This is a genomic window from Acuticoccus sp. (genome assembly GCF_965213555.1).
GTDB lineage: Bacteria > Pseudomonadota > Alphaproteobacteria > Rhizobiales > Amorphaceae > Acuticoccus.
Genome location: NZ_OZ243890.1, coordinates 2,988,426 through 3,014,131, shown reverse-complemented (window position 1 = coordinate 3,014,131; position 25,706 = coordinate 2,988,426). Strand labels below are relative to the sequence as shown.

The 25,706-nt window shown below is 67.5% G+C and carries 23 protein-coding genes and 4 pseudogenes; 12 read left to right on the top strand and 15 right to left on the bottom strand.

Features of this window, described 5'->3' with window-relative positions:
- Positions 1-31: 31 nt before the first annotated feature.
- The 7 genes and pseudogenes from ACOOE8_RS14275 to ACOOE8_RS14245 form a co-directional block, all read right to left on the bottom strand.
- Positions 32-742, bottom strand: coding sequence for an ABC transporter ATP-binding protein (locus tag ACOOE8_RS14275; RefSeq protein WP_420392102.1), 711 nt, complete (start codon positions 740-742; stop codon positions 32-34).
- Positions 735-2,567 (bottom strand): ABC transporter permease subunit, encoded by a 1,833-nt coding sequence (locus ACOOE8_RS14270; protein WP_420392101.1) that lies wholly within the window; start codon positions 2,565-2,567, stop codon positions 735-737. Before ACOOE8_RS14270 ends, ACOOE8_RS14275 begins: the two co-directional genes overlap by 8 nt.
- Complete coding sequence (locus ACOOE8_RS14265) at positions 2,564-3,445, bottom strand: branched-chain amino acid ABC transporter permease (protein ID WP_420392100.1); 882 nt, start codon at positions 3,443-3,445, stop codon at positions 2,564-2,566. The genes ACOOE8_RS14270 and ACOOE8_RS14265 overlap by 4 nt, the downstream gene beginning before the upstream one ends.
- A gap of 75 nt (positions 3,446-3,520) precedes the next feature.
- Positions 3,521-4,744: an ABC transporter substrate-binding protein gene (locus tag ACOOE8_RS14260; protein WP_420392099.1), complete on the bottom strand. Its 1,224-nt coding sequence runs from the start codon at positions 4,742-4,744 to the stop codon at positions 3,521-3,523.
- Between the two features lie 152 nt (positions 4,745-4,896).
- Positions 4,897-5,895 (bottom strand): carboxymuconolactone decarboxylase family protein, encoded by a 999-nt coding sequence (locus ACOOE8_RS14255; protein ID WP_420392098.1) that lies wholly within the window; start codon positions 5,893-5,895, stop codon positions 4,897-4,899.
- A 12-nt stretch (positions 5,896-5,907) separates the two neighbouring features.
- Positions 5,908-6,690 carry a LysR substrate-binding domain-containing protein gene (locus ACOOE8_RS14250; protein ID WP_420394718.1) on the bottom strand — a complete coding sequence of 261 codons (783 nt, stop codon included), beginning with the start codon at positions 6,688-6,690 and terminating at the stop codon, positions 5,908-5,910.
- A gap of 6 nt (positions 6,691-6,696) precedes the next feature.
- Positions 6,697-6,840 (bottom strand): annotated as a pseudogene (locus tag ACOOE8_RS14245) (helix-turn-helix domain-containing protein); the annotation flags it as partial.
- A gap of 246 nt (positions 6,841-7,086) precedes the next feature.
- Here ACOOE8_RS14245 and ACOOE8_RS14240 point away from each other — a divergent pair.
- From ACOOE8_RS14240 to ACOOE8_RS14215, 6 genes are all read left to right on the top strand, one after another.
- Positions 7,087-8,250: an iron-containing alcohol dehydrogenase gene (locus tag ACOOE8_RS14240; RefSeq protein WP_420392097.1), complete on the top strand. Its 1,164-nt coding sequence runs from the start codon at positions 7,087-7,089 to the stop codon at positions 8,248-8,250.
- 303 nt (positions 8,251-8,553) lie between these two features.
- Positions 8,554-9,540, top strand: coding sequence for an alpha/beta hydrolase (locus tag ACOOE8_RS14235; RefSeq protein WP_420392096.1), 987 nt, complete (start codon positions 8,554-8,556; stop codon positions 9,538-9,540).
- Between the two features lie 233 nt (positions 9,541-9,773).
- Complete coding sequence (locus ACOOE8_RS14230; RefSeq protein ID WP_420392095.1) at positions 9,774-11,558, top strand: FAD-dependent oxidoreductase; 1,785 nt, start codon at positions 9,774-9,776, stop codon at positions 11,556-11,558.
- Between the two features lie 278 nt (positions 11,559-11,836).
- Positions 11,837-12,076 (top strand): 2-dehydropantoate 2-reductase N-terminal domain-containing protein, encoded by a 240-nt coding sequence (locus ACOOE8_RS14225; RefSeq protein WP_420392094.1) that lies wholly within the window; start codon positions 11,837-11,839, stop codon positions 12,074-12,076.
- Positions 12,016-12,609, top strand: coding sequence for a ketopantoate reductase family protein (locus ACOOE8_RS14220; protein ID WP_420392093.1), 594 nt, complete (start codon positions 12,016-12,018; stop codon positions 12,607-12,609). The genes ACOOE8_RS14225 and ACOOE8_RS14220 overlap by 61 nt, the downstream gene beginning before the upstream one ends.
- A complete protein-coding gene (locus ACOOE8_RS14215) occupies positions 12,492-12,890 on the top strand; it encodes a ketopantoate reductase family protein (protein WP_420392092.1) in 399 nt (132 codons plus the stop codon). The genes ACOOE8_RS14220 and ACOOE8_RS14215 overlap by 118 nt, the downstream gene beginning before the upstream one ends.
- Before the next feature lie 188 nt (positions 12,891-13,078).
- Here ACOOE8_RS14215 and ACOOE8_RS14210 read toward each other — a convergent pair whose 3' ends face one another.
- The 5 genes from ACOOE8_RS14210 to ACOOE8_RS14190 all read right to left on the bottom strand — a co-directional run bounded on the left by ACOOE8_RS14210 (position 13,079) and on the right by ACOOE8_RS14190 (position 16,664).
- Positions 13,079-14,137: an Ldh family oxidoreductase gene (locus ACOOE8_RS14210; protein ID WP_420392091.1), complete on the bottom strand. Its 1,059-nt coding sequence runs from the start codon at positions 14,135-14,137 to the stop codon at positions 13,079-13,081.
- Positions 14,138-14,292: 155 nt separating this feature from the next.
- Positions 14,293-15,159 carry an isocitrate lyase/PEP mutase family protein gene (locus ACOOE8_RS14205; protein WP_420392090.1) on the bottom strand — a complete coding sequence of 289 codons (867 nt, stop codon included), beginning with the start codon at positions 15,157-15,159 and terminating at the stop codon, positions 14,293-14,295.
- A 1-nt stretch (position 15,160) separates the two neighbouring features.
- Positions 15,161-15,880, bottom strand: coding sequence for an HpcH/HpaI aldolase/citrate lyase family protein (locus tag ACOOE8_RS14200; RefSeq protein ID WP_420392089.1), 720 nt, complete (start codon positions 15,878-15,880; stop codon positions 15,161-15,163).
- Positions 15,831-16,028 (bottom strand): aldolase/citrate lyase family protein, encoded by a 198-nt coding sequence (locus ACOOE8_RS14195; RefSeq protein ID WP_420394717.1) that lies wholly within the window; start codon positions 16,026-16,028, stop codon positions 15,831-15,833. The genes ACOOE8_RS14200 and ACOOE8_RS14195 overlap by 50 nt, the downstream gene beginning before the upstream one ends.
- 81 nt (positions 16,029-16,109) lie before the next feature.
- On the bottom strand, positions 16,110-16,664 hold the full coding sequence (locus ACOOE8_RS14190; RefSeq protein WP_420392088.1) for a CoA transferase: 555 nt from the start codon (positions 16,662-16,664) through the stop codon (positions 16,110-16,112).
- Between ACOOE8_RS14190 and ACOOE8_RS14185 the strand changes: the two are divergent.
- A pseudogene (locus tag ACOOE8_RS14185) lies at positions 16,635-16,960 on the top strand (integrase core domain-containing protein); the annotation flags it as partial. The gene ACOOE8_RS14190 and the pseudogene ACOOE8_RS14185 overlap by 30 nt on opposite strands.
- 66 nt (positions 16,961-17,026) lie before the next feature.
- A pseudogene (locus tag ACOOE8_RS14180) lies at positions 17,027-18,131 on the top strand (IS5 family transposase).
- A gap of 135 nt (positions 18,132-18,266) precedes the next feature.
- Here the strand turns inward: ACOOE8_RS14180 and ACOOE8_RS14175 are convergent.
- Both ACOOE8_RS14175 and ACOOE8_RS14170 read right to left on the bottom strand, forming a co-directional pair.
- A pseudogene (locus ACOOE8_RS14175) lies at positions 18,267-19,210 on the bottom strand (IS630 family transposase).
- 464 nt (positions 19,211-19,674) lie between these two features.
- Positions 19,675-20,055: a gamma-butyrobetaine hydroxylase-like domain-containing protein gene (locus tag ACOOE8_RS14170; protein WP_420394716.1), complete on the bottom strand. Its 381-nt coding sequence runs from the start codon at positions 20,053-20,055 to the stop codon at positions 19,675-19,677.
- Positions 20,056-20,120: 65 nt separating this feature from the next.
- Here ACOOE8_RS14170 and moaA point away from each other — a divergent pair, with 65 nt between their 5' ends.
- From moaA to ACOOE8_RS14150, 4 genes are all read left to right on the top strand, one after another.
- Positions 20,121-21,122: a GTP 3',8-cyclase MoaA gene (gene moaA, locus ACOOE8_RS14165; protein ID WP_420392087.1), complete on the top strand. Its 1,002-nt coding sequence runs from the start codon at positions 20,121-20,123 to the stop codon at positions 21,120-21,122.
- 132 nt (positions 21,123-21,254) lie between these two features.
- Positions 21,255-22,571, top strand: a complete 1,317-nt coding sequence (locus ACOOE8_RS14160; RefSeq protein ID WP_420392086.1) for a multidrug effflux MFS transporter — start codon at positions 21,255-21,257, stop codon at positions 22,569-22,571.
- Between the two features lie 146 nt (positions 22,572-22,717).
- On the top strand, positions 22,718-23,194 hold the full coding sequence (locus ACOOE8_RS14155) for a TRAP transporter small permease (protein ID WP_420392085.1): 477 nt from the start codon (positions 22,718-22,720) through the stop codon (positions 23,192-23,194).
- On the top strand, positions 23,191-24,498 hold the full coding sequence (locus ACOOE8_RS14150) for a TRAP transporter large permease (protein ID WP_420392084.1): 1,308 nt from the start codon (positions 23,191-23,193) through the stop codon (positions 24,496-24,498). The genes ACOOE8_RS14155 and ACOOE8_RS14150 overlap by 4 nt, the downstream gene beginning before the upstream one ends.
- Before the next feature lie 46 nt (positions 24,499-24,544).
- Here ACOOE8_RS14150 and ACOOE8_RS14145 read toward each other — a convergent pair whose 3' ends face one another.
- Positions 24,545-25,690 carry a C4-dicarboxylate TRAP transporter substrate-binding protein gene (locus ACOOE8_RS14145; protein WP_420392083.1) on the bottom strand — a complete coding sequence of 382 codons (1,146 nt, stop codon included), beginning with the start codon at positions 25,688-25,690 and terminating at the stop codon, positions 24,545-24,547.
- Between the last annotated feature and the right edge of the window lie 16 nt (positions 25,691-25,706).

Sequence of the window (25,706 nt, the reverse complement as noted above, 5' to 3'; positions counted from 1 at the left end):
ATGAGGAGGCTGAGGCTGGTGGGGCTGCCGCTCAGAGGTAGGTGGAGGACAGGAGCGACTCGCCGCCGCGCGCGAGGAGGTCCTTGCTCTCGCCGGACAGCACCATGCGGCCGTTGCGCAGGACGTGGCCGAAGTCGGTCACGCGCAGTGCCATCGACGCCATCTGCTCGGCGATGATTACCGTCGTGCCCGACTCCCGCGCGTAGGCGGAAATGAAGCCGTAGATCTGCGTGACGATGATGGGTGCGAGGCCCAGCGAGGGCTCGTCGAGGAGGAGGTAGCGCGGGCTGCGAATGGTGGCGCACGAGAGGATCGCCATCTGCTGCTGGCCGCCGGACAGGAGGCCGGCGCGCACCCCCGCCTTCTCCTTCAGGATGGGAAAGCGCTCATAGATGGTCGCACGCGCCGTTGCGAAGTTCGGCGTGCGGGCGCCAAAGGACCAGGCGAGTTCGAGGTTCTCCTCCACGGTAAGCTGCTTGAAGATCCGCCGCCCCTCCATAGCGTGTGAGAGGCCCATGCGGGCGCGGCGCTCGGCGGATAGCGAGACGACGCTCACGCCGCCGACGACGATGTCGCCGGAGACGACCGGCGCGACGCCGGAGATCGCCCGCAGTAGGGAGGACTTGCCTGCCCCGTTGGCGCCCAGGATCGCCGTGGTCGACCCCTCGGGCGCGGTGAGTGTGATGTCCTTCGTCGCTTCCACCGCGCCATAGCTGACGCACAGCTCGCTGACCTCAAGCACGGGCGCGCACCTCCTCCGCGGGCGGCTGATCCTGGCCGAGGTAGGCGCGGATCACCTCCGGGTCCTTGCGCATCTCCTCCATCGAGCCGCGGAAGATCACCTGCCCGGAGTCGAGCACGACGGTGCTGTCGACGAGCTCGGCGAGGAAATCCATGCGGTGGTCGATGAGGAGGATGGTGAGGCCGGAAGCCTTCATGCCGCGGATGAGCTCCGACAGCGCGCCGATCTCGACGTCGGAGAGGCCGGCGGCGGGCTCGTCCAGGAGGATGGTATGGGGCTTGGCGAGGAGTGCGCGCACCACCTCGACGAGGCGGCAGTACCCGTAGGGCAGCTGGTCGATGGTGGTGTCGGCGAGGTGGGCGATGCCGGTCTCCTCCATTGCCGCCTCCACCTCGCGCAGGAACGCCGCCTCCTCCCGCACCGCGGACGGAAGCTGGACGGTGGCTGCGAGGCCGGAGCGGCGGGCGAGGCGGTGCGAGCCGAGGAGGAGGTTCTCCCGCACCGTGAACTGCGGCACGAGGCGAGGGTCCTGGAAGGTGCGGATGATACCCTCACGGGCGATCTGGTGGTCGGGCATCCCGGTTATGTCCCGGTCGCCGAGGCGGACGCGGCCGCCGCTGGGCCTGTAGATGCCGCTGACGACGTTGACGAGCGTCGACTTGCCCGAGCCGTTCGGCCCGACGAGCGCGGTGATGTGCCCCGGCTCGAGTGTGAGCGACACGTCGTCGAGGGCGACGAGGCCGTCGAAGCTCTTCGACAGGTTCTCGATCGTGATGGTCGCCCGCCCCGTGAACTCGGGCAGGGTGGACGCGGCCGGCGGCGCCCTCCCCGACCGGGCGATCTTCAGCGCGCCGGAGCGGATGTAGCGCGGCGACTCGAAGAGGACGCTCGCGAGGCCCCGCGGCAGGACGAGGAGGGCGAACGTGAGAATGAGGCCGTAGACGATGAACTGGTACTCGGCGAACGTCTGCAGGAGCTCCGGCAGGAAGGTGAAAAGGACGGCACTGACCACCTGCCCCGCGATCGACCCGAGGCCGCCGACGATGGCGATCACGAGCACCTCGATGGAGCGCGTGAGGCCGAAGCTCTCCGGCCCGAGGTAGCCGACGAGGTGGGCGTAGAACGCGCCCGCGGTACCGGCGACGAGGCCGGAGACCCCGTAGGCGAGCCGCTTGGTGGCGCTGCGCGAGATGCCGAGGCTCCCTGCTGCCATCTCGTTGTGGTGGATCGTCATCAGGCTGCGCCCGGTGCGGCTCTGGGCGAAGTTCCTGAGGAGCCAGAGGACGAGCACCGTCGCGACCAGCACGATTCGGAAGTAGTCCACCTCGTCGAGCCGCACACCGAAGACGACGAGGGTGCGCAGCGCTGCCGAGGCGACGCCGGGCAGGCCCATGGTGCCGCCGGTGAGGTCGCGCCACTCGCGCACCACCTCGTAGAAGATCAGCCCGAAGCCGACGGTCATCATCGCGAGGTAGACGTCGCGCACCCGGCCCGCCGGGAACGACAGGAGGTAGCCGACGACGCCCGCCATCACCGCGCCCGCCGGGATCGACAGGAGAAGCGAGATGCCGTGCGACTTCGACAGGATCGCCGTCCCGTAGGCACCGATGCCGAAGAAGCCGGCGTGGCCGAGCGAGATCTGGCCTGCGAGACCCGTCAGCACATTGAGAGACTGGGCGAAGATGACGGCGATCAGCGCGAAGGTGAGGATCTGCACCGTCCCCGCCTCAAGGTACGGCGCGGCGATCAGGAAGCCGATCACCAGCGCGGCGAGCGTGACGGGGGTGAGCAGGAGCCTTGTGAGGATGGCGCGGACACGGCTCATGCCTTGGACACCTCCGGTTGGGCGAAGAGGCCCTGCGGGCGGACCCAGAGCATCAGCATGAGGAGGGCGAATGCGACGCCTTGCTCGGCGGCAGTGGAGACGTAGCCGCCGACGAGCTTCGACAGGACGCCGACGAGGATGCCGCCGGCGAGCGCACCGAGCGAGGAGCCCATGCCGCCCACCACCGCGGAGACGAAGCCGAGCACCACGAGGTTGAAGCCGAACGCCGGGTCGACCGTGCCGCCGATCTGGGCAACAAGAAGTCCGGCGACGCCGCCGAGCACGGCCGACAGGATGAACGAGCCGACGATGATGCCTCGCACTGGAAGCCCCTGGACGCGCCCCAGGGTGGGGTCCATGGAAACCGCGCGCACGGCGTGCCCCCAGCGGGTGAACCGCAGGAAGCTCTCGAACAGGATGATGAGGACGATCGAGACGCCGAGCACCAGGAGGTACTGGTAGGAGATGAACATGCCGCCGATCATCAGGTAGTCGGCGGACGAAAAGATCAGCGCCGGAAACGCGACCGCCTGCGAACCGAACTGCTTCGCAGCGATGCCTTGGAGTAGGATTCCGAGGCCGAGCGTCGCCACCACCCAGTCCATCGAGTTCTCGGTCTTGAGCGCCGGGCTGACGAGGCGCTCCACGAAGAAGCCGAGGAGTACGGCGAGCGCGAGCACGATGAGGACGGCGACGCCCGTCGGCAGTCCCTGGGCGATGCCGAAGGTGAGCACCATCGCGCAAATCATCATGACCGAGCCGTGCCCGAAGTTGAGCGTGCGGGTCGTCAAGAAGGTCATGTTGAGGCCGAGCGCCACGAGCGCGTAGACAGCGCCTACGCTGATGCCGGCGAGAACAAGAGAACTGAAGAACTCCATTGACACTCTGTCCCGATTGATCGGTAGGCGGATGCAGTCCCGGCGCGCCCCGATGAAGCGCGCCGGTTGGGCAACCTATTCCGAGACCGGAACGAAGACGATTTGATCGCCGTCCTTCTGCATTTCGTAGATGAAGAGATCGTCGACCTCCATCGCAGTGTGATCGTCCGCGGTAAACGAGATCGATCGAATGGAGGCGCCCGGCCAAGACTCGGTCTCGTTCATTGCCGCGACCACCGCTTCAGGCTCGGTTGTACCGGCTCGGCGGACGGCGTCGAACAAGAGGTTGGCGCAGTCGTACCCGGACATGACAGTCGAGGCCATGGCGATCTGGGGCCGGTCCGGATTGTCTCCCCACCAGCGGTCGATCCCATACTTTTCCTTGTACCGCTCTGCAAAGCCCTGCGTAGCCTCGGGCAGCGACTCCTCTCCGAGCGCTCGTACGCTTGCGGCGCGTGTGCCGACAACGAGGTCGCCCGCGCCCTCGATGTACGGCGGCGTAACGCCGCCAGCGGTGGCGTACAGCGGAAGGTTGATGTTCAGCCGGGCCATGTTCTTGCGGATGACCGCAAGGTCAGCGCCGAGGCCGATCACCAGAAGCACACCAGCGCCCGACCGCTGGGACCGGGCAAGTTGTGCAGTAAAGTCCTGCGAACGTTGGTTGAAACTTTCGACGTTGATCTTGATGTTAGGATTGAGCTTCTGAAGTTCTTCTTCGACCAGTTCCGCGCCGGTGACGCCGTAGCCGGTGCTTTCGTGAAGGATCGCGACGCTGTCATACTCGTCGGCAAGCACGGTCGCCAGCTTTTGCGCCTCGATGGTGTTACTGATTGTGATCGAAAAGATGTTAGGACGCGGCGCACCGTCGTCTCCCTCAGGGTAGACGATCGACGGAGTCTGAGCTTGCGTGTTGCACACAGGGCGGCCGTCCGCCTGAAGCATGTCGACCACTGCGAGTGTCGGACCGCTTCCGGACGGGGCGATGAGCAGCTCGATGTTCGCGTCGTCCAGGACGCGACGCATGTTCTGTACGGCGCGGTCGGGCACAAGTTGGTCGTCGAGCGCTATGCCGATCTCGACCGGCACGCCGTTGACACCGCCCTTCTCGTTCCACTCCTCGACGGCGATCTCGACGCCGCGGCGATAGCCCTCGCCAAACTCGTTGAACGGGCCGGTGAGCGCGGTCGTGAAGCCGATCGAGACGGTGTCGTCCTGTGCCATGGCCGGAGCGCCCGCGAGAAGGGTCGACATCCCTGCGGCTGCGAGTAGCGCCGCGGACAGGCGCGCGTTGTTGACCATCTTGTGTATTCTCCCTTTTTCGCACCCCGTTTTCCGGGGGCATCGTCTTGGTTGGAAGCTTTCCAGGACAGCATCCCGATGCGTCGGCCGGCTCGGCGGTCGTCCGTGCCGCGCCTCGACCGAACCGGCCATGCGGTCCCGCGTAGCCCGTGTCAGTCTGTACCGGCCACCGCGCCGGGGCGCTCGCTCGCTGCCTCGGCGGTGAGCTCGACGAGGATCGGCACGCTGTCGGTGCAGGTGTGGATGCCGAGCACGCTGATCAGCTCGAAGACTTCCATGATCTCCTGAGCCGTCGCCCCGTGCTTCAGCGCGTTGCGGATGTGGATCCGAATGCCGGGCTCGTAGAGGTGGGTCGTCGCGGCGTCGATGGCGACGTAGATCAGCTCCTTGTCTCGCGGCGAGAGCGTACCATTGCGCCAGGGGACGGACGAGAATTCCTTGTAGGCCTCGAAGTACTCCGGCGAGAGGCGCAAGACGCCTTCCCACAGATCGCTCCAGTAGCCGCGAGTTTCGATGAACTCCGCCTTCAGCGCCTCCTGCTCGACCGGGAGGGGCTGCTGGGTTTCCACCGTGCGGCCGGCGAGCGCGAGCTCCTCCAGCAGGATCGGGACACCCACGGTGCAGGAGTGAACGCCGAGAACGGAGGTGAGCTGGAGGACCTCAAGGATCTCCTCGCGCGTCGCTCCGTACTTGAGGGCGTTCTGCATGTGGATCCTGGTGCCGGACCCATAGAGGTGCGTCGTCGAGGCGTCGATCGCGACGTAGATCAGCTCGCGCAGCTTGGGCTCGAGACCTCCCGCCCGGCGCCAAGGGACGGACGAAAGGTTCAGGTATGCCTCGAAGAAGTCGGGGTCGAGTTCCAGGACGTCGTTCCAGACGTCGCTCCAGTAGCCGCGCGATCGCTGGAATTCCTCCCGCAGGGCGCGCCTGCGGGTTGCTCCGTCTGCCATGCATCCTCCCGTGGCCGGTCCTGTCCGCCAAGCGGATCGCCAGCTCATCTGGTTCGCGCAGCAGGCCGCTCCAAAGAACAGGCCGTCGATGCCGCCCGACGGCACGATAGTATGAGCGGAGCACGGCGAGAACAGTGATACACGATCACCATCTTTGCAACCACTGCAAAGGCCGATCATGCGGACGCCGCGCGCCGCCACGGTCGCCGCCGGTCAGGAGGCGCGGCCGCGGTAGGCTTCGACGAGGAAGTCCACGAAGGCGCGCACCTTGGGTGGAACGTGGCGGGACTTCTCGTAGACGACGTAGATGGAGTGGTCGAAGGTGGTGGGGCTGGTGCGGTACTCGGGCAGCACATGCACCAGCCGCTCGTCCGAGAGCGCGCCGCCGAGGCACCAGATGGGGAGGAGCGCGATCCCCATCCCGGCGAGCGCCGCGTCTACCAGCACGGCGGGGTTGTTCACCTGGAGGGCGCCGCGCACGCGCAACTCCCGAACGTCGTCGTCCCGCTGGAAGCGCCATACGGCGTGACCGTCCTCGAACCGCCCGTCGAGGAAGGTAAGACAGTTGTGGGCGAACAGGTCCTCCGGCTCGCGGATCGGCGGCGTGCGCGCGAGGTAGTCCGGGCTCGCGAACACGACGCGCGCCGACGCGTCCATCAGCTTGCGTACGGCGAGCGCCGGCTCCTCAAGGTTGCCGAGGCGCAGGGCGACATCAACGTCGCGCTCGACGAGATCCTGCGTGTCCTCTGTCAGCCAGAGCTTCAGCGTCACGTTCGGGTAGCGCGCATGGAAGGCCGGGATGACGGGGGCCAGAAAGTGGGTCGCGAGCGCGTGCCGGGTATGGACGTGCAGGAGGCCGCGTGGCTCGCTCTGGTGTTCGGCGAGGATGCGCGCGAGCTCGCCGAACCGGTTCTCGATCTCGCGCGCGTTGTCGTAGAAGAGCTGGCCCGCCTCGGTGAGCTTCAGCTTGCGGCTCGTCCGGTAGAACAACCTCACGCTGAGAGACGACTCCAAAGCATTGATCTGTCGCGAGACGGTGGCCGGTGAGAGGCCCAATGTCCGGCCTGCGGCCGAGAAGCTTCCGGTCTGCACCACCCGGACAAGCAGCCTGATCCCCTTCGGAGCCTCCAACGCCGGTCCTTCCATCGAAACGTCCCATACCGCCCAGAGGCGCAACGATACGGCCGAAGGTGGCGCCGTGCGAGCGACGGCCGACTGGCGCGCCTCCGCGCACCGACGGACGGCCGTTCGAAGATCTTGCGGGAACATTGTTTCAGCGGGCGAGAAGAAGCTTTGTCCGCCCTATCTCTTCCCAAGCCTCCCTTCGTCGGCGACCATCGCCCGCAAGCGCAGCGAAGTGCGCGCGAAGAAGACACACGGGCAGGAAGCGACATGCGAGGGATACAGGAGCAGTTCCCGCAGGAGCGGGTGATCTTCGGCATTCCGGTGGCCGAAGCGCTGGCGAGCCAGATGGACTCGCTCGGCGCCGAGCGCGTCTTCATCATGTGTTCGGGCACCCTGAGCCGGAGGACCCCCGTCATCGACGACCTCAAGTCCGCGCTCGGGGCCCGCTTCGTCGGCCTCTTCGACGAGATGCCCGCGCACTCGCCGCGTACGGCCCTCCTCAAGGCGGTCGAGAAGGCGCGCGAAGCGCAACCGGACCTCCTCCTGTCCGTCGGCGGCGGCTCGTCCATCGACGGCGCGAAGATGGTCCAGCTCATGCTCGCCGAGGACGTCCGCGCGCACGAGGACTTCGACGCCTTCCACATGCGACGCGCCGCCGACGGTACGCTCGCGAACCCTGGCTTCAAGCGGGGCACGATCCGCCAGATCGCGGTGCCAACCACGCTCTCAGGCGCCGAGTACACCACCACCGCCGGCTCGGTGGACGACGTGCGCCACAAGAAGGACCTCTACGTCGGTTCATCCCTTGTCCCGATCTCGGTGATCCTCGACCCGGCCGTCGCTCGCCACACCGAGGACGGGTTGTGGTACTCTACGGCCGTCCGCGCGATCGACCACGCCGTCGAGTCGATCTACTCGCCCAAGGCCAACCCCTTCACCGACGCCACCTGCATGCACGGGCTCAGGACGATGCAGGAGGCGCTGCGCGGGACCCGCAAGGACCGCGATGATCTCGACGCGCGCCTCGACGCCCTGATGGCCGTCTGGCTGTCCACCACCGGAATGGGTCGCGGTCAGCACGGGGCGAGCCACGGCATCAGCTACTCACTCGCCGCCATCGCGCACGTGCCGCACGGGCACTGCTCCTGCGTCCTCCTCCCGGCGACACTGCGATTCAACAAGCCGGCGACAGAGGAGCGGCAGGCGCTGATCGCCGAGCTCCTCGGGCGCCCCGGCGCCGATGCGGCCGACGCGCTCCTGGAGCTCCTGCGCGAGCTCGGGCAGCCCACCACGCTGCGCGAGGTCGGGGTCACCCGCGAGCAGCTCCCGCAGATCGCACGCACGGTCGTCGCCAGCGGGCAGGCCTCCGGCAACCCGCGTCCGGTCGAGCGCAAGGAGGACGTGATGGAGATCCTGGAGACGGCCTGGTAGAGAGAGATCTTTGCACCTGCTGCAAAGATGGTGCCCGCGAGCAACGTCTTATCAGCGTTCCCGCCCGCGCCTATTATCCAGTAGTCGATGTCGCCATCCCATGGTCACCGAATTGCTCGCGTGGCCCTGATGGAGGGTGCTGGCCACGCCTCGCCGCCGCCGACATCGAACAACATAAACAAGGTCTGGGAGGGACGTCATGGAGTTCGGCCCGCTTTCAGGAACCCGCCATGCCGATCCGCATCTGACGACCTCGGTGCTTCGCCTTCGCGGATCCCTCCGGTGCGGCGTGGAGTGCGGGCGATGAAGCTTCATCCCGATTCGCAGAAGGTGCTCGACCTCATCCGCGAGGCCGGCCGCCCGCCCTATGAGGCGATGAGCGTCGAGGAGGCTCGCGCCGCCTACGCGGCCAGCCGCGAGGCGACGATGGGGCCGCCTCAGCCGGTCACCGCGGTCGAGACGATCGAGCTCGCCGGCCCGGGCGGGGCGCTCCCCGTGCGGCTCTACAGGCCAAACGTCTCTCGGCCGCTGCCGCTCCTCGTCTACTTCCATGGCGGCGGATGGGTGCTCGGCGGGATCGGGTCGCACGACGGCCTCTGCCGCCGCCTCGCCAACGGCTCCGGTTGCGCGGTCGCGTCGGTAGAGTATCGCCTCGCCCCCGAGCACCCGTTCCCAGCGGCGATCGAGGATGCCACGGCGGCGGTGCGCGCGCTCGCCGGCGAGGTCGGGTCGCTCGGCTTCGACGCGAGCCGGCTCGGCGTCGGCGGAGACAGCGCTGGCGGAACGCTCGCGACGGTGGCGGCAATTGATGCACGCGACACGGGCGGGCCGAGCCTCGCCTGCCAGATCCTCCTTTATCCGGTAACCGACCTCGCGATGGACACGCGCTCGCATACCGAGTTCGCCGAGGGCCATCTTCTGACGGGGGCCTCGCTGAGGTGGTTCGGCAGGACTTATCTCGGCAGCCGCGACCCGCTCCACTGGCGCGCCTCGCCGCTCCGCGCCGAGCGGCTCGACGGCCTGCCGCCGGCGCTGGTGCTCACCGCAAGCCACGACCCGCTGCGCGACGAAGGGGAAGCCTACGCGCAGCGCCTCGTAACGGCCGGCGTGATGACCACGACGTGGCGCGTTCCGGGAATGCTGCACGGCTTCCTGCCGATGGACAGGTTGATTTCGCCCGCCGCGCCGGCGGTGCAGACGGTCGCACGCTTCCTCGCGTCCACCCTAGGTGCCGCCGACCCGGCCACGGCCGGCCCGACGGTCGTCGGGCAGCGCACGGAGGTGGCCTGATGCGCTTTGCGCTCGCCTGAAGCGGGTTGCCGACCGCGGCAGGGCGCGGTCGAAGACGCCGCGTCAGAGATGGGCAGCGGTGGGACGCGCTGCTGCGCACACAGCCGCTGCACACTCGGAGTTCGACGGCGCGCGCCGCCGCCGCGGAGATCGCGCACAGGCCCTCTCTAGCGGGAGAAGGGGCCTTAGCCGCCACGACATGCCGATGATGATGACAGACGGAGGACACTCGAATGGACGACGTAGCCCAGACGATCCACGCCTACGACCCTTCCAGCGAGGTGAGGGACGCGGTCGAGCACTGGCTCGCGGCCTTCGAGACCGCACTGGCCGCCAGGGACAAGGCGCGCATCGCGAGCCTGTTCCACGAGAACTGCCACTGGCGCGACATCCTCGCCTTCACCTGGGACTTCTCCTCGGCACGCGGTTGTGACGACATCGCCGCGGGGCTCGCCGCGGGGCAGGCCGACATGAAGGCGCACGACTTTCACCTGCCGGAAGGCCGCAAGCCGCCGCGGCACGTGCGCCGCGTCGGCCGCGACTGCATCGAGGCGATCTTCGAGTTCACCACCGGGATCGGCGGTGGCGACGGCATCATCCGCCTGTCCCCCGCCAACGACGGCCTGAAGGTGTGGCACCTTTCCACCGCGCTCGAGGAGATTGCCGGTCACCCGGAGAGGATCGGTGCGAACCGCCCGACCGGCGACGCCTACTCACGCAACTTCGGCGGCAAGAACTGGTTGGACGTGCGCCGGGCCGCCGTCGCCTACGAAGACCGCGAGCCGACCGTCCTCGTGATCGGCGGTGCGCAGGCGGGGCTCGCCATAGCCGCGCGGCTGAACGCGCTCGGCATCGACAACCTCGTGGTCGAGCGGTGGCCGCGGATTGGCGACAGCTGGCGCAAGCGCTACCACTCGCTCGCGCTTCACAACTCGATCCACCTGAACCACCTCCCCTACCTACACTTCCCGCCGACCTTCCCGACGTATGTCCCAAAGGACATGCTGGGAAACTGGTTCGAGTTCTACGCCGACGCGATGGAGATCAACTGCTGGACCGACACCGAGTTCGTCGGCGGCGGGTGGGACGAGACGTCGAAGACCTGGACGGCGCGGCTGAAGCGTGGCGACGGCAGCGAGCGAGTGGTACGGCCAAAGCATCTCGTCTTCGCCAACGGCGTCAGCAGCTATCCCTACGTGCCCGACATCCCGGGCCTCGCCGACTTCAAGGGCGAGGTCATCCACTCAGAAGGGTTCGAAACCGGGGCGAATTGGGCAGGGAAGCGCGCGTTCATCATCGGGACCGGTAGCAGCGCCAACGACATCGCGCTCGACCTTCACAGCTTCGGCGTGAAGACCACACTGATCCAGCGCGGGTCGACTACCGTCGTGTCGATCGACCCGAGCGCGCGGCTGAACGAGGCTGTCTGGGACGAGGGGCCGCCGCTCGAGGACTGCGATCTCATCGTGTCCTCAACAACGCCAGCGCTGATGGTGGAGGGCTACCGCATGGCCACGAAGGTCATGTTGGAGCTCGACAAGGAGATGATCGGCGGCCTCAAGCGCATCGGCTTCAAGTTCGACGTCGGGGAGGATGAGACGGGCCACCAGATGAAGTATTTCCGCCGGGGCGGCGGCTACAATCTGGACGCGGGAAGCTCCGAGCTGATGATCAGGGGTGAGCTCGGCCTCCTGCACTACGAGACCATCGAGCGGTTCACCGCCGAAGGCGCGCTGCTGAAGGACGGGACCACGGTTCCGGCGGATCTGATCGTGCTCGCGACGGGCTACTACGGGCAGAGCGAGCTGGTGCGCCGCGCCCTCGGCGAGGAGATGGTGGAACGGATCGGACCGGTCTGGGGCCTCGGCGACGATGGCGAGCTGAACAACATGTTCCGCCGTACGCCGCAGGAGAATCTCTGGTTCATCGCCGGCGCGCTGCCCCACGTCCGCATCAACTCAAAGTATCTCGCACTGCAGATCATGGCCACCGATCTCGGCCTGCTCGGCCCGCGCTGACAGCCATTGCCTCTGCGCCGACGCACGCGGAGCGTACCCGCCGCCAATGACGTGCCTCCGGAGACTCGGACCGTTCATATGATTGCAACCATGCGGGAGGCGGCGAGAACATAGCGCCTGCCGATATTGACGGCGTCGCAGGACGGATGTGGTGCGCCGCTCTTTCTCTGCGCGGGGCGCACCAGTGTCCGCTGACGCCTGTTGGCAGGCCCCCGAGGCGGCCCCTAAGATCGGTCGCACCGGCAGAGACCAGCGAGCCGAGCGCAAGGGGGGACACCATGGCGGGCAGAGTGGCAACCATGGGGGCGGGCGCTGTCGGCGCCTACGTCGGCGCGCATATGGCCCGGGAAGGCGAGGACGTGATCTTCGTCGATCCCTGGCCCGAGCACGTGGAGGCCATGCGGAGCGGCCTGCGCATTACCGGCACGACGCCGCCCGAGAAGAATTCAGCTTGCCGGTGCGAGCGCTTCACCTCACCGATGTCCAGCAGCTCAGCAAGGAAGCTCCGGTCGATCTAGCCTTCGTCTGCGTTAAATCGTACGATACCGCCTGGGCAGCGACATTGATCGCTCAGTATCTGGTATCCGGCGGCGCAATCGTCTCGCTCCAGAACTGCATGAACGAGGAAACCATCGCCGGCATCGTCGGCTGGGGCAAAACACTGGGCAGCATCGCCAGCCTGATCTCCGTGGAACTTTCCGAGCCCGGGCACGTCCATCGCGGGATCAGAAAGGGCGGCGCGGCGCACACAGTGTTTCGGGTCGGAGAGGTGCACGGCCGGGCGACCAAGCGCGCAAAGGAGGTCTGCCGGCTGGTGGGCTATAGCGACAGCGCGATAGTGACGGACAATCTCTGGGGCGAACGATGGTCCAAGCTGGTCGCCAACTCGATGCAGAACGGACTGTCGGCCTGCACCGGCTCTCTGGAAATGAGATGGTGCAGAACGACGCTATCAGGCACTTCTCGGCACGCCTCGGCAGCGAGGCAATTCGCATCGGTCAGGCGCTGGGCTTCTCGCTCGAGGAGATCCTGCACATCGAACCGGAGGTGATCGCGCGCGCGGGCGATTTTGAGGCGATGCGGGCGGTCGACGACAAGCGCCTCTCAGAGGCGAAGACTCGCTCCGGCGGGCAGCGGCCGTCGATGGGTCAGGACATGGTGAAGGGGCGGCGGACCGAGATCGAGTTCCTCAACGGCTTTGTCGTCCGCAAGGGGGAAGTACTGGGGATACCGGCACCCGCAAACGCCGCATTGATTAGCGTGGTGAAGCGCGTCGAGCGCCGAGAGCTAGCGCCCGACCCGCGACATATTACCGAGCTTCGCCTCAACTGACGTCGATGGGCACGAGACCAGCCCTCGGGGCGCGTCGGGCAATCGTGGCACCGTCCGAGGCGCCCCGGTCTCTCGCAAGGTCACGTTTTCCGTTTGGCTCGCCAGTCCCGGCAAGCCGGAGAACGCTCCGGACCAACCTAGCGGCGGTTGTCGCCGGAGGGCGGCGCTGCCTTGAGCGGGGCCGCGCGCTACGCGGCGTCCATCCCCAGCCCATCGGCAACGCGGTAGCGCGCAGCGAGGGCTGACAGCTTCTGCCACGTCGCGTCCTCGACCGGGATCCCGTCCCGGCGGCGCTCACCCTCAGCGGCGTGCTCGATCTCGCCGGGATAAAGGACCCCGCTGCTTCCCTCCGCGGGCGGCGTCGCCTTCAGGTATCGCGCGAACTCACCCACCTCCTTGCGGAAGGTCTCCAGCGGACGGAATGCATCAACCCTAAAGACAGCCATGAAGCAGCCGTCGTTATGCTTTCCCGTCGGCTCCACGCCGAAACCAAGGCCGGTAAGGATGCCCGACAGGATCTCGACGATGACGGAAAGACCGTAGCCCTTGTATCCCTCGGTACCGCCGACCGGCAGCAGCGCGCCGCCCTCGCGCAGCTGCCTGGGGTCTGTCGTTGGACGCCCCTCGCGGTCTATCACCCAGCCTTCCGGGATCGCCTGGCCGCGGGCGAGCGCCAGGTTGATCTTGCCGGCGGCGGCGGATGACGTTGCCATGTCGATGAACAGCGGACCGTCGAGGTCAGAGGGAACCGCGACGGAAATGGGGTTGGTCCCAAGCCTAGCCTCGCGGCCGCCGAAGGGCGCGACCACCTTGGGCGCACGTCCCGAATCAGCGGTCATCAGACCGATCATCCCTGCCTCCGCCGCCATCGTCGTGTAGCTGGATAGCCGGCCGACGTGGCCTTGCCGGAATATGGTCGCGGCCCCCAGGCCGGTCGACTGCGCCTTTTCGAGGATCCGGTGCATCGCACGCTCTGTGGCGACATAGCCGAAGCCCCAGTTGGCATCGATCACCATTGTGGTCGAGGTTTCCTGTACGACGTCCCACGCTGCGCCGGGAACGATGTGACCCGCGTCCATCCGATCGATGTAGGTCGGGATCTGAATGATCCCGTGCGAATCGTGCCCGGCGAGATTGGCGCCGGTGCAGTGCTTGGCGACCGTTGCGGCCTCTTCGGCGGATGCGCCCGCCGCCTGCAGCAGCGCCTCGCTGATCTCAATCAGTCGCTCGACGGCAATGTTGGGCATGATCGTCCCTTATATCGTTGGTTTTGGTTCGGCCGATGCGCTGCGGGCATCCGGCACCTCGCCGTCCGTTTGGATGGGATCGAGGCCCGTTGGCCCATGTCCTCCGTGCGACATGCCCTCCAAGTCAGGCATTGGCGCGCTCTGTCGTCGCTTTCTCAACCTCGAACATCTCGTTGAGGCCGATGAGCCGCTGGATCGCGCCCTTGACCTTCTTGAGCCTCGGCCACGGAGGCTTTCCCCTCCCGCTTCAGCGTCCGCGCCATCTGGACGACGCCACCGACCGCGGCGAGGATCGGCATGATCGGATACATGATGATCTTAAACCCCGCCGAGTGGATCTCATCGGCGGTCGGCTCGCGCTCGCTGCCGGAGGAACCGGCGAGCCATATCAGCGGGATGTCGGGCACGCCCTCGCTGACCGCCCGTCCCAGCTCAAGGCTGTAGCCATGGGGATGGCCGCTGGGGGAAGGCAGCGGCATCAGCACGTCGGCGCCGGCGTCCCGGTAGGTACGGCAGCGGCGGATGGTCTCTTCAAGCGATCCGTCGACTGCATCAAATGCATCGGTGCGCGCAATAGTTACGAAGTCCGGATCGTCGCGAGCCGCGAGCGCATGGCGGATCTTCGTTACATCTCGTCGGCGGGCAAAACGTGGTTGACATGCGTGGTAATGGGCTCGCTTGGGGAAGAGCTGGTCCTCAATGTGGATCGCGGCAATGCTCGCCCGCTCGTACTCCCGCACGGCACGCCTGACGTGGATCGGATCGCCGTAGCCCGTATGGCCGTCTGCGATTATGGGAACGGTAACGGCGCGCGCGACCGCGCCGGCGACGTCGACCTGCTCGGTCATGGTGAGCAAGGGTTCGGTGATTGCCGTGCTCGCTCCCGTGACCCAGCCGCCGACCATCACACAGGGGAAGCCCTCGTCCTCGAGCACCCGGCCGATCAGCGGGTCCCATGCGGACGGTGCCTGGATCGGTCCCTCGGCCTGAAGCAGCTGGCGCAATGTTCGCGGACCCGACATGTCAACTCGCCTCCGCCGCCAAGCTTCGTGTCCGGCGCGCAAGGTTCAAGAGCCGCTCTGCGCGCTCGACAATGGGACAGTCGATCATCTTGCCGTCCACGGTGATCGAGGCGCGACCCTGCGCCTTAGCCTCCTGAAACCCCGCGATGACGCGCTCGGCCGCGCCCACCTCCTCATCGGTGGGGCTGAACCCCTCGTTCAGCAACGGAACGACCTTGAGATGGATGCAGGCGCTGCCGGAGAAGCCGAAGCGCCTGGACCTGCTGACGGCCTCACGGATGCCCGCCTCGTTATTGAAATTGGCAACGGAGCCGATGATCCCCATGGCGAGGATTCCCGCCGCATGCGCAGCGATGGCGACGCGCTGCTTGGGATAGAGCAGGATGTCGGCCTCAGGTACCGAACTCGTCGAGAGGGCGAAATCCTCGGCGCCGAGACCGATCGCGAGGATGCAGGGATGAGCCTTCGCGATCTCGTCGACCCGCGAGAACGCTTCAGCGGTCTCCACGAGGATCGAGAACCTGTTGTGTCCAACAGGCAGTCCCTTGGCGACCTCGATGCGCTCGGCAAGCTCAGCAAGCAGGCGGACGTGGCTGGCGCTGTCGACCTTCGGGAGAAGTAGCGCCTTGATCGCCGGCGAGATCGCGGCCTCGAAGTCGCGGACGCAGAGCTCAAGTGGCTGATTGACGCGCACGACGACATCGGCGCCGGCGCGGCTCACCTGCTGCGCTCGCATCGGCGACCATGCGCCGCGCCGCTTGCTTCTCCGCCAGCGGGACGCTGTCCTCAAGGTCAAGGATGACCGCGTCGGCACCTCGGGTATGCGCCTTCTCCACGTATTTTGGGACGTTCACCGGCACGAAAAGCATAGATCGCCAGACCGGCAAATCCCTGTTTCGTTGCATACCCACGACGTCGTCCTTCCCTTCAAGCCGGTCGGTCGGCGCTCCTCAGATGACGCCGCGCGCGCGAAGCTCGGCCACACGCTTGCGCGAATAGCCGACAGAGCCGTACACCTCGTCATTGTGCGCCCCGAGATCCGGCGCCGGCGTGCGCAGGACGCCAGGGGTCCGGCTCATGCGCGGCACGATGCCGTGCATCGGCACCCGCCCCATGTCCTCGTCCGGCAACTCGACGACGATGCCGCGTTCCTGAACGTGCGCATCGTCGAGGAACTGACCGATGTTGTAGACGGGGGCTGCCGTTACGCCAGCCTCTTCGAAGAACGCGATGTTGTCCGCCAGCGTCCGCTGACCAATCCAGCCGCCAACGATGGCGTCAACCTCTTGCCGGCGCTGGATGCGCTTGGCATTCGTGCTGAACTCCGGATTGCTGTTGAGGTCGTCGCGGCCGATGGCGCGGAAGAGACGCTCGGTCATCGACTGGGTCGACGCCGAGATCGCCACCCAGCCGCCATCGCTGGTCGCGTAGACGTTCCGGGGAGAGGAAGCGGCTTCACGGCGCAGATGCGCGGGCACCCGTTCGACCGCACCTGCCGGCGCCATGGCATCGAGCACCGCCTCACCAAGCCGAACCATCCCTGGACCAACGGCCAGGTCGAGCGATGAACCGGACGATCAAGGATGCCACCGTCCGGCGCTACCATTACCCGACGCACGCGGCACTGAGCGAGCACCTCGCAACCTTCCTTGATGCCTACAACTTCGCCCGCCGGCTCAAGACCCCGCGCGGCCTCACGCCTTACGAGGCCATCTGCAACGCATTCGCCGACGACACATCCCTTTTCATCCGCGACCCGGTCCACTTGACCGCGGGACTAAAACACCTCGCAGGCTGCTGAAGAAGTCGGGCGCGACCGCCTTACGATTGTGATCCACTCGTCAGAGACGATCGGGAGTGATCCGCGGTGCGTGGGTATTGGGACGGGTCGGAGGGGATGTTCTCGTACGTGCGGCTTGAGGAGCGGGTGCCGCAGGACCACCCTCCGCATGGTATGCGTGCGCTGTGCGACGCGGCGCTCGCCAGCCTCGTCGCCCGGTTCACGGCGCTCTACCCGCGGATGGGCCGCCCTTCGACCCCGCCGGAGATGCTCTTGCGGGCGACGCTCCTCCAGGCGCTCTATTCGGTGCGCTCGGAGCGGCCGCTGATGGAGCAGATCGACTACAATCTCCTGTTCCGCTGGTTCGTCGGGCTCGGCATCGACGACGCGGTCTGGCACCCGACCACCTTCACCCACAACCGGGCGCTGCTGATGGAGGGCGACGTGGCGCGCGCGTTCCTCGCCGCGCTCGTCACGCTTCCCGAGGTGAAAGCGCTGATGTCGGGCGAGCACTTCTCAGTGGACGGCACGCTGATCGAGGCCTCGCCCTCGATGAAGAGCTTCGTGCGCAAGGACGACGACATGCCGCCTCCGGGCGACGACGGCGGGCGCAACGCCGAGGTGAACTTCCGCGGCGAGAAGCGCTCCAACGAGACCCACGCCTCCACCACCGATCCCGACGTCAGGCTCTATCGCAAGGGCGTCGGCCGCGAGAGCCGTCTTTGCTTCATGGGCCATGTCCTGATGGAGAACCGCCACGGTCTGGTCGTCGGCACGGTGGCGACCCGGGCCACCGGCACCGCCGAGCGCGAGGCAACGCTCGCGCTCCTCGACTGCAATCATCGTGAGCGCATCACGCTCGGCGCGGACAAGGCGTACGACGCGGCCGCGTCCATCGGCGAGCTGCGACGGCGGACGGTCACGCCGCGCATCGCCGTGAACGGCGCGGTCAGCAAGCTCGGACGGGCCCGTCGCACAGCCATCGACGGTCGTACCGCCCGCCACGAGGGCTACGCCCTGAGCCAGCGCCATCGCAAGCGGATCGAGGAAGTGTTCGGCTGGATCAAGGCGCAGGCGGGCTTGGCCAAGGCCAAGGTCCGCGGGCCTCGCCAACATCGATACCGCCTTCACCATGATGGCTGCCGCCTACAATCTCAGACGCCTCGCCGGACTGGCGGCGGCGGCGCCGTGACGGGCTGCACCCCGCGCCGCCCGTCGCGACAGCGCCTCTCCACTCCGGCTCGAGCAAGCGACAACCTCGACCGGAGCCACCCGTCGCTCGTGCGTCAGCGCCACTTCTTCAGCAGCCTGCTAGGGTGGATTCCATCTATTCGCAGTCATATCCGGCGTTCCGGAAGAACCAGTAGCACTTGTCTGGAGTGAAAGCATCGAGGGCCTCCGCGACGGCGTCCCACAAGCTCGGGATGGTTCGGCAGGCGGCTTGCGCAGGAGGCCTTCAGCTTGGCGAAGGCGTGCTCGATCGGGTTGAAGTCCGGCGAGTAGGGCGGAAGGTACAGGACGGCGGCACCGGCGGCCTCGATCGCCTCGCGCACTCCGGCCACCTTGTGGGCCGCAGGTTGTCCATGACCACCACATCGCCGGGCGGGAGCTCCGGGACGAGGACGTCTGCGACGTACGTGCGGAAGGCGTCGCCGTCCATGGCGCCGTCGAGGAGCCATGGCGCGACAAGGCCGTCTCTCGTTAGGCCGGCGGTGAAGGTGGTCGTCTTCCAGTGGCCATGGGGCACGGCCGCACGGCACCGCTCGCCGCGTGGGGCCCGGCCACGCAGGCGGGCCATCTTGGTGGACAGGCCGGTCTCGTCGATGAAGATCAGCCGTGCCGGGTCGAGGTCGAGCTGGCCCTCGAACCAGGCCCTGCGGTTCGCGAGGACATCCGCCCGGTCCTGCTCTGCGGCGTGCGCGGTCTTTTTTTGAACGTGATGCCGCGCCGGTCGAGAAAGTGCCACAGGGTCGAGGGACAGGCGCTGACCCCGCACTCGGCAGCGAGGCGCTCGGTGATCTCCTTCAGCGTGATGTCCTTCGTCTCCTCGATGAGCGCGAGAATAAAGGCCTCGTGCGGGTCGACCTTGGACCCGCCGGGATGACCCTGCCGCCGCGGCCTCACATCACCGCTCGCCCGCCAGAGCCAATGCCACGCGCCCGCCGTCGCGATCTCGATAGAGAACCGCCGTCCCACCTCGCGCGTTGACAGACCGTCCTCGATCGCCTCCACGACCCGTTGCCTGAGATCAATCCCGAGAGCCCGCGCCATCACAACACCTGCGATCCACCTGACGTGATCGCAGGGAATCTGTCTAACCTTCACAACCCCTTACGACTCCGAGATCGTCGAACGTGCTCTAGATCAGGCGCCGCCTGGGCCGAGTTCCCGTTCGGCAAATTCCCTGTTCAGCGACTTAGGGAATTTGGCCCTTTTGCCAGACTTTCTGCGGCGTTCGATCGCCTGCGGGCGCCCCTTTAGCGTTGACACCGCGGAAATTCGCTGTTCCTTCCCTGTATTCGCCTAATCGGCTGGCGGAGACCAGTTCGCGGTGGACTGCGTCCACAGCCACTCCGCAGGCCGTACCTCCTCCGTGGCACCCGCGGCCATCCCAGCGCGATCGCCGTCCATGCGTTCCCAGCGCGCCAGCGCGGGCGCCGTCCATGCGTTCCCAGCGCGGGCGCCGTCCATGCGTTCCCAGCGCGCCAGCGCGGATCCCGTCCACGGATCGCCCGTCAGGGGGCCGGGGCCGGGGCCGTCGCCGGTTGCTCGCGGGTGAGGCCCGTCGCCGCGAGCTCCTCCAGGTAGCCTTCCCACAATGCCTCGCGGTCCGCGCCCAGCTCGCGCAGCGTCGCGAAGGTGTAGAGCCCGGTGCCGTGCCCGTCGTCGAACACGATGCGCACCGCGTAGCGCCCCACGGGCTCGATGCGCTCGATCCTCACCCCGGCCTTGCCGCCGACGACCACGCGCCGGCCATGCCCCTTGCGCTCGGCGGACGGCGTGAGCACCCTTAGGAGTTCGGCCGTGAGGACGTGGCTCACGCCGTCGTCATAGGCGACGGCGAGCGTGTCGCGGTTCTTGGACACCGTGATGCGCGTGGGCCAAGCGTCCATGATCATTCCGGGCTTCCCTTGCCATCGAGCATCACAATATACTCCCCTTCTGCAACGAAAGGTGCTCGATGGTCCCCCTCCTCGAGGACAGCTTCGGCCGGCGCATCACCTACCTGCGGATCTCGGTCACCGATCGGTGCGACTTCCGTTGCGTCTACTGCATGTCCGAGCACATGTCGTTCCTGCCGAAGCGCGACCTCCTCACGCTGGAGGAGCTCGACCGCGTCGCCTCGGCATTCGTGGAACGTGGCGTCAACAAGCTGCGCATCACCGGTGGCGAGCCCCTCGTGCGGCGCAACGTGATGAGCCTGTTCCGCGCGCTGTCGCGCCATCTTCAAACGGGCGCGCTCACCGAGCTCACCGTCACCACCAACGGCTCGCAGCTCGCCCGCCATGCTGCGGAGCTCGCCGACTGCGGCGTGCGGCGCGTCAACGTCTCCCTCGACACCCTGGATCCTGAGACGTTCAGAACCATCACGCGCTGGGGCGACCTTGACCGGGTGATGGTCGGCATCGAGGCCGCACGCGCCGCTGGCCTCCAGGTGAAGATCAACATGGTTGCCCTGCGTGACGCGAACGCGCACGAGATCGAGCCGATGCTGCGGTGGTGCCACGCCGAAGGGCATGACCTCACGCTCATAGAGACCATGCCGCTCGGCGAGATCGAGGCCGATCGCACCGATCAGTACCTCCCGCTGTCGGCCGTACGCGCGAAGCTCGCCGAGCGCTACACCCTGACCGACCTCACCGATCGCACCGGCGGCCCGGCGCGCTACGTGCGGGTCGAGGAGACCGGCGGGCGGCTTGGCTTCATCACACCGCTGACCCACAACTTCTGTGAAAGCTGCAACCGCGTCCGTTTGACCTGTACGGGGACGCTGTTCCTGTGCTTAGGGCAGGATCACGCGGTCGACCTGCGCGCGCCACTGCGCCAGTCGGAGGCGGACGAGGCCCTGCACAGGGCCATCGACGAGGGGATGGCCATCAAGCCGCGCGGGCACGACTTCGTCATCGAACGTCGCAACGCTCGACCCGCGGTCGCGCGTCACATGTCCGTGACCGGCGGCTGACGCCGGCGGGCGTGACGTGAGCGACGGGGCTACGGACGTAGGATTGCAGCCGCAGTCGTCGCAGTGCTCAAGGTTGGGTGGGGTGGCTGACGTGGCGGGCCACCACGCTGAGGAGGCCCGTTGAACACTGGCGTGCCCAGACGGACCGATCAGGGGCTCGACGTCGGCAACGCCTACGATCACACCGCGAGCGCCTTCGCCGGGGGCCGCGCAGGACCGGAGAGGCACGCGGCGACGACGGACACAGCGCCCGCGGAGGCGCTTGTCGTCGCGCCCATCGGCCTGCTCATCCTGGTCTCCATGGTGCAGCCCATCGGGCTCAACATGCATGTGCCGGCGATGGCCGAGATGCAGCGCGACCTCGGCACCTCCAGCACCGCGATCTCGCTCACGGTGTCGGCCTACCTCCTTGCGACCGCGCTCGCCCAGCTTGTCATCGGCCCGCTGTCGGACCTCAAGGGTCGCCGCCCGGTCCTCTTGATCGGGATGTGGGTCTTCGCCCTCGGCTCTGCGCTGTGCGCGCTCGCACCCAATGCTGAAGCGTTGATCGCCGGGCGCGTCATCCAGGCGGCGGGCGGGTGCGCCGGGATCGCGCTCGCCCGCGCCATCGTGCGCGACGTCTACCCTAGGACCAGCGCTGCCTCGGCCATCGGCTACGTCACCATGGGCATGGCGGTGGCACCCATGGTGACGCCGGCGCTCGGCGGGCTTCTGGTCGAGGCGTCGAGCTGGCGCGTCATCTTCCTCTTCATGTTGGTGTTCGCCGCTTGCGCCGCCTTGGTAGCTCAGGTCCGCCTCATCGAGACGCACCCCCCTTCAGGGGAGGATGGCGCCTTCGGGAGGTTCCTCGCGGAGGCTCGTGAGCTCCTCGCGGTTCGCGCCTTCTGGCTTTACGTCGTGACCCTTGCCCTGCTGTGCACGACCTTCTTCGCGTTCGTCGCCGGTGGCGTGTTCGTCTCGGTGGAGGTGTTCGACCTATCGGCTTCCGGTTACGGACTGTTCTTCATGACGGTGTCGGTGGGCTACCTCGTCGGCAACTACGTGACCGGTCGCTACGTCGGACGCGTGGGCATCGTGCCGATGATCGTCATCGGCAACGCTGCGACGCTTGCCGGCGTGACGCTCGCGATGGGCGCGACGCTCGCCGGAAGCAGCCATCCGCTCGCGCTGTTCGGCCCGATGCTCGTCGTGGGCCTCGGCAACGGCTTCGCGCTGCCGAGCCTCGTCGCAGCGTCCGTGAGCGTGCGGCCGCACCTTGCCGGCACCGCCTCGGGGCTCGCGGGCGCGTTCCAAATGGGTGGCGGCGCCATCGCGAGCGGCGTCGTGGGCGTGGTTATCGATGCGCAGTTTTGGCCAGGTACGCTGTGGCCGGTCCTCGGACCGATGCTCTTCGGCGCCGCTGGGGCCTTCATGCTCAGCCTCGTCCTGCGCTCGTCCGCCCTTCGTTAGTCCCTTCACGGGACCGGTCGACCTCGTCGCAGGCTTGAGCCCGTCCCCGCTCGCTGTAGGATCGCGGCAAGGGCGGGCACCCGGCGCCGCGGCACGAGGAGGCGAGGCTGCGCACGCTGGGCACCATCACCTCGATCCTCACCGGCGTGGTCACCGTGCTCGCCGGCGCCTGCCTCACGCTGATGATGCTGCATGTCACCGCCGACGTCGTGGGACGCTATGCGTTCAACGCCCCCCTCCCCGGCACCATCACCTTCGTGTCGAACTTCTACATGGTCGGCGTCGCGTTCCTTGCGCTCGCCCTCACCGAACGTCGTGGTGCCCACGTCAGCGTCGAGGTGGTGTTCGACCTCCTCCCGCCGCCGGTGCGCCGCACCCTTACCCTCCTTGCACGCGCGCTCACCACCGTCGCGCTCGGGCTCATCGCCGTGCGTACGCTCCTGGAGGCGAATGCCAAGGCCGAGATCGGCGCGGCGATCCAACAGGGCTCGATCACGATCCCCATTTGGCCGAGCTACTACGTCGTCCCAGTCGGCTGTGCCCTGATGGCGCTGGTCGCCCTCCTCCTCCTGGTGCGCGAGGCCGCAGATGCTCCGGACGCGCAGCCCCGCCCACCTGCATGAGCGACATCGCCGTCGGGCTCACGGGACTGGGCACCATCTTCGGCCTCATCGCGTTGCGGGTGCCTATCGGGGTCGCGCTCATCACCGTCTCGTTCGGCGGCCTCTGGGTGCTGCTCGGCTGGCGCGTCGCCTGGGGCGCGCTCGCCGTCGTGCCGTACCAGTTCTCGGCGAACTGGGTCCTATCCTCGGTGCCGATGTTCCTGCTCCTCGGCTTCGTCTGCTATCATGCCGAGCTGACGCGGGGCCTGTTCCGCGCGGCGCGGGTCTGGACCGCCTCGCTGCCCGGCGGCCTCGCCATCGCGGCGATCTTCGGCTCGGCAGGGTTCGCCGCCGTCTGCGGCTCCTCACTCGCCTGCTCGGCCGCCATGGGCCGCATCGCGGTGCCCGAGATGACCGCGAACCGCTACTCCGCCGAGCTCGCCACGGGCACCGTCGCCGTCGCGGGCACCATCGGCGCGCTGATCCCGCCGTCGATCCTCCTCATCCTCTATGGTGTGATCGCGCAGGCGCCGGTGACGGAGCTCTTCCTGGCCGGGGTCTCGGTCGGGCTGCTCACCGCGCTCGGCTACGTCGTCGTCGTCCTCGTGCGCGTCTGGCTGAACCCCGCGCTCGCCCCTCCCATGGACGAGCGCCTGACCCGAACCGAGCGGCTCGCGTCCCTCGTCGAGACCTGGCCGATCCTGACGGTGATGATCGCGATCTTCGGCGGCCTCTTCAGCGGCGTGTTCACGCCCACCGAGGCCGGCGCGGTCGGTGCGTTCCTGTCCGTCCTCGTGGCGCTCGTGCGCCGCTCGCTGTCGTGGGGCAAGTTCAGGCTCGCCGTGGAGGAGACGCTCACGACCACCGCCGCGCTCATCCTCATCGGCGTCGGTGCCAGCCTCCTCACCCGCTTCCTGGCGCTGTCCGGCGCGGGGGACTACCTGGCGAGCGCGGTCCTCGCGCTGGGTGCCGACCCGACGGTGCTCTTGTTCGGCATCATCGTCATGTACCTGGTGCTCGGCATGTTCCTGGAGCCGATCGGCGCGCTCCTCCTTACCATGCCCATCGTCCTGCCCATCATCGACGACCTGTCATGGAGCCTCATCTGGTTCGGCATCGTGCTGACGAAGCTGCTCGAGATCGGCATGCTGACGCCCCCGATCGGCATGAACGTGTTCGTGATCAAGAGCGTGGTGGGCGACCTCGTGGACACCGGTACGATCTTCCGCGGGGTCCTGTGGTTCCTCGTCATGGACCTTGCGATCCTCGTCCTCATCTCGCAGGTGCCGCAGATCGTGCTCTACCTGCCGCAGGCCGTAGGGTAGGCGTCGCGCGGACGCCCGGCACCGCAGCCGAGCGTCCGTCGCCCGCTCACATGCCGTAGGCCGACACGTCCACCTTCGACATGACCTCGGTCCAGTAGAGCTCGGTCAGCGCGTCCACCGTCTCCACGTCCTGCACCAGCGGGACCCACTTGTTGATGAGCTCTCGCATGGTGGCGAGCTTCGCGTCCCCCTCCTGGAGGCCGAAGCGCTCGGCGTAGTCGGCGATCCGGGCCTCGGCGTCGCGCAGGATGTACGCGTGGCTCTCCTCGAGCAGCGCGTCAGCCGGCTCGTGGAAGGTGATGCCCTTCGCGCGCGCCGCCTCGAAGTTCTTCTGCGACTCGTCCCAGTAGTTCCAAGTCATGTGCGCGCTGAGCGCGGAGGAGGCCCGCATGATCGCGGTCCGCTCCTCGTCGGTGAGCCCCTGCCAGGTCCCACGGTTCACGCTCGACGTCGCGGAGGCGTACACCGCGCCTGGCACGCCCGTGGTGAGGTCGCTCACGACGTCGATGAAGCCGAACTGAGAGAGCTCGCTCCCCGAGCTCATGGTGCAGTCGAGGACGCCCTGGCTCAGCCCCTCGAACGTCTCGTTGATCGACATGGAGATGGTGGTAGCGCCCATCTCCTCGGCCCAGCGTGCCCAGAACGCCCCGCCCGCCCGCAGCCGTGCGCCTTGCAGGTCCTCGGCGGTGGTGATCGGCTTGGTGCACTGCAGGATGTAGGACGGGCTGGTGGCGCCGGCGGTGAACACCTGGTTCTGCGCGGCGAACTCCTCGGCGCAGTCCTCGCAGTTCAGCATCACGAACTCGGAGAACGCGCCGGTGAAGGCCATGTTGGCGCGCTCGCCGACGCCCTCCTCGAGGTCGACGAGGCCGGACAGCTCGCCCGCGAAGTTCGTCGTCGGGAACTCCGACAGGAAGTAAGGCACGAGGATCGTCACGATGTCGGCGATGCCGTCGCGCACGCCCGCCGACGCCTCGAGGAAGTTGAGCAGCGACAGCGGGAAGACCTTCACCTCCAGCTCGCCGCCCGATGCCTCGGCCGCGACGTCGGCGTAAGTCTGGATCGCGTCCGTCGCCACCGTGTTGGGCGGCCAGCCGATGGCGTAGCGCAGCGTCTCGGCCTGCGCGGCGCCACCCAGCGCGACGGCCGCGGTCGCGCCCAGCAGCGCCGTCCTCGTCGTCTTCCTCATCATTCGTTCCTTCCCCGTT